Annotated in this window: 4 protein-coding genes; 1 reads left to right on the forward strand and 3 read right to left on the reverse strand. The window is 70.7% G+C overall.

Annotated features, from left to right (window positions below):
- Positions 1-56: 56 nt before the first annotated feature.
- Positions 57-254, forward strand: coding sequence for an acyl-CoA carboxylase subunit epsilon (locus tag C6N75_RS27165; RefSeq protein ID WP_105871521.1), 198 nt, complete (start codon positions 57-59; stop codon positions 252-254).
- 91 nt (positions 255-345) lie between these two features.
- Here C6N75_RS27165 and C6N75_RS27170 read toward each other — a convergent pair whose 3' ends face one another.
- From C6N75_RS27170 to C6N75_RS27180, 3 genes are all read right to left on the reverse strand, one after another.
- A complete protein-coding gene (locus tag C6N75_RS27170; RefSeq protein WP_071269896.1) occupies positions 346-927 on the reverse strand; it encodes a GTP-binding protein in 582 nt (193 codons plus the stop codon).
- On the reverse strand, positions 908-1,477 hold the full coding sequence (locus C6N75_RS27175; protein WP_105871522.1) for a DUF742 domain-containing protein: 570 nt from the start codon (positions 1,475-1,477) through the stop codon (positions 908-910). Before C6N75_RS27175 ends, C6N75_RS27170 begins: the two co-directional genes overlap by 20 nt.
- A 95-nt stretch (positions 1,478-1,572) precedes the next feature.
- Positions 1,573-1,965, reverse strand: a 393-nt coding sequence (locus C6N75_RS27180; RefSeq protein ID WP_105871523.1) for a roadblock/LC7 domain-containing protein, incomplete at its 5' end; no start/stop codon positions are given.

Genomic DNA, 1,965 nt, shown 5'->3' on the forward strand with positions numbered 1-1,965 from the left:
CCTCCCGCAAGCACGGCAACCCGCCCCAGTAGTCCCACCAGTCCTGGAGAACCGAAGTGTCCGAGACCGATTTCCTGCGTGTGGAGAAGGGCCAGGCCGGCCCCGAGGAGCTGGCCGCCGTCACCGCCGTGCTGCTGGCCCGCGCCGGGGCCCGTCCGGCCGAGCTGCCGGCCCAGCCGACCCGTACCGCCGCGGGCTGGCGGCGGCTGGAGCGCCGCACCGGCTTCTACGCCCCGCACAGCTGGCAGCGCTGACACCGGCGGCGTACGACCGCCGCGCCGGACCCACGCGGAAGGCCCCGCACCCTTCAGGGGTGCGGGGCCTTCGTGCGCTCGGGGCGCCCGGTCACCGCAGTCGGGCCATGAGGGCGTGCTCGACCAACGTGATCAGGGCGGACTTGGCGTCGGCGCGGTGGCGCGCGTCGGTGGTGATGATCGGGGTGTCCGGCCCGATCTGCAGCGCCTCGCGGACCTCGTCCGGGGTGTACGGCTGGTGCCCGTCGAAGCCGTTGAGGGCGATGACGAACGGCAGACCGCTGTTCTCGAAGTAGTCGACGGCCGGGAAGCAGTCGGCGAGGCGGCGGGTGTCGACGAGCACGACGGCGCCGATCGCGCCGCGGACCAGGTCGTCCCACATGAACCAGAAGCGGTCCTGTCCGGGGGTGCCGAACAGGTACAGGATGAGGTCCTGGTCGAGGGTGATACGGCCGAAGTCCATGGCGACGGTGGTGGTGGTCTTGTCGCCGGTGTGGGTGAGGTCGTCGATACCCGCCGAAGCGGAGGTCATCACAGCCTCGGTGCGCAGCGGGTTGATCTCCGAGACGGCGCCGACGAACGTGGTCTTGCCCACGCCGAAGCCGCCCGCCACCACGATCTTCGCGCTGGTGGTTGAACGGGTGGCACCGCCGCTAGAGCTTGCGAAGTCCACTGAGCACCCTTTCGAGCAGTGTCACGTCTGGCTGGCCGCCGGCGGACTCGTCGCCGCCGGGCTGGTGGATGGCGACGAGCCCCGCCTCTGCCAGGTCGGCCACGAGGATACGGGCAACGCCGAGGGGGATGGAGAGGAGTGCCGAGATCTCAGCCACCGACTTGATCTCGAAGCACAGCCGGCAGATCCGCTGGTGCTCGGGCAACTGCCCGTGCAGCCGGGAGGGGTCGGCGGTGGTGCTGACCAGCGCCTCGATGGCGAGCTGGTAGCGCGGCCGGGTCCGGCCGCCGGTCATCGCGTACGGGCGGACCAGCGGGTTGTGGTTGCCGGCCGTCGGTTCGGGGGGCCGCCGCCGCTGGCCCTGCCCCTGCGGCATGCGCGGTGCCTCGGGCCGGACATACGGCGGAGGGGACTGCGGCTGCTGGTACGGCTGCTGCGCGCCGCCCTGACCGCTGGGCGCGGAAGGGAAGTTGAAGCGGTTCTGTGCCGTCTCACCCTGTGTGTGCCGAGCACCGTCATACGGGCGGTGTCCGCCTGGGGGTGTTGCCACGTGTCCTCCTCCGACTGCCTTTCGCGCCCCATGTCCCGTTGGAGCCACGCCACCGCACCTTATGGCGCGGTGGCGAGAAACGCACGGTCTGTCTGTTAGTTGAGAAGACTGCCTTGCAGTTCCGCGCGGAGGTCCGGAGTGAGGACGGTGCCCGCGCGGTCGACCAGAAGGGCCATCTCGTAGCCGACGAGACCGATGTCGGCGTCCGGGTGGGCGAGGACGGCCAGCGAGGAGCCGTCGGAGATGGACATGATGAAGAGGAAGCCGCGCTCCATCTCCACGACGGTCTGGTTGACCGCGCCGCCCTCGAAGATGCGGGAGGCGCCCGCGGTCAGCGAGGTGAGGCCGGAGGCCACCGCCGCCAACTGGTCGGCGCGGTCGCGGGGGAACCCCTCGGACATCGCCAGCAGGAGTCCGTCGGCGGAGACCACCACCGTGTGGGACACACCGGGGGTGTTGTCCACGAAGTTGGTGATCAACCAGTTCAG

The sequence above is a fragment of the Streptomyces solincola genome (assembly GCF_002982015.1).
GTDB lineage: Bacteria > Actinomycetota > Actinomycetes > Streptomycetales > Streptomycetaceae > Streptomyces > Streptomyces solincola.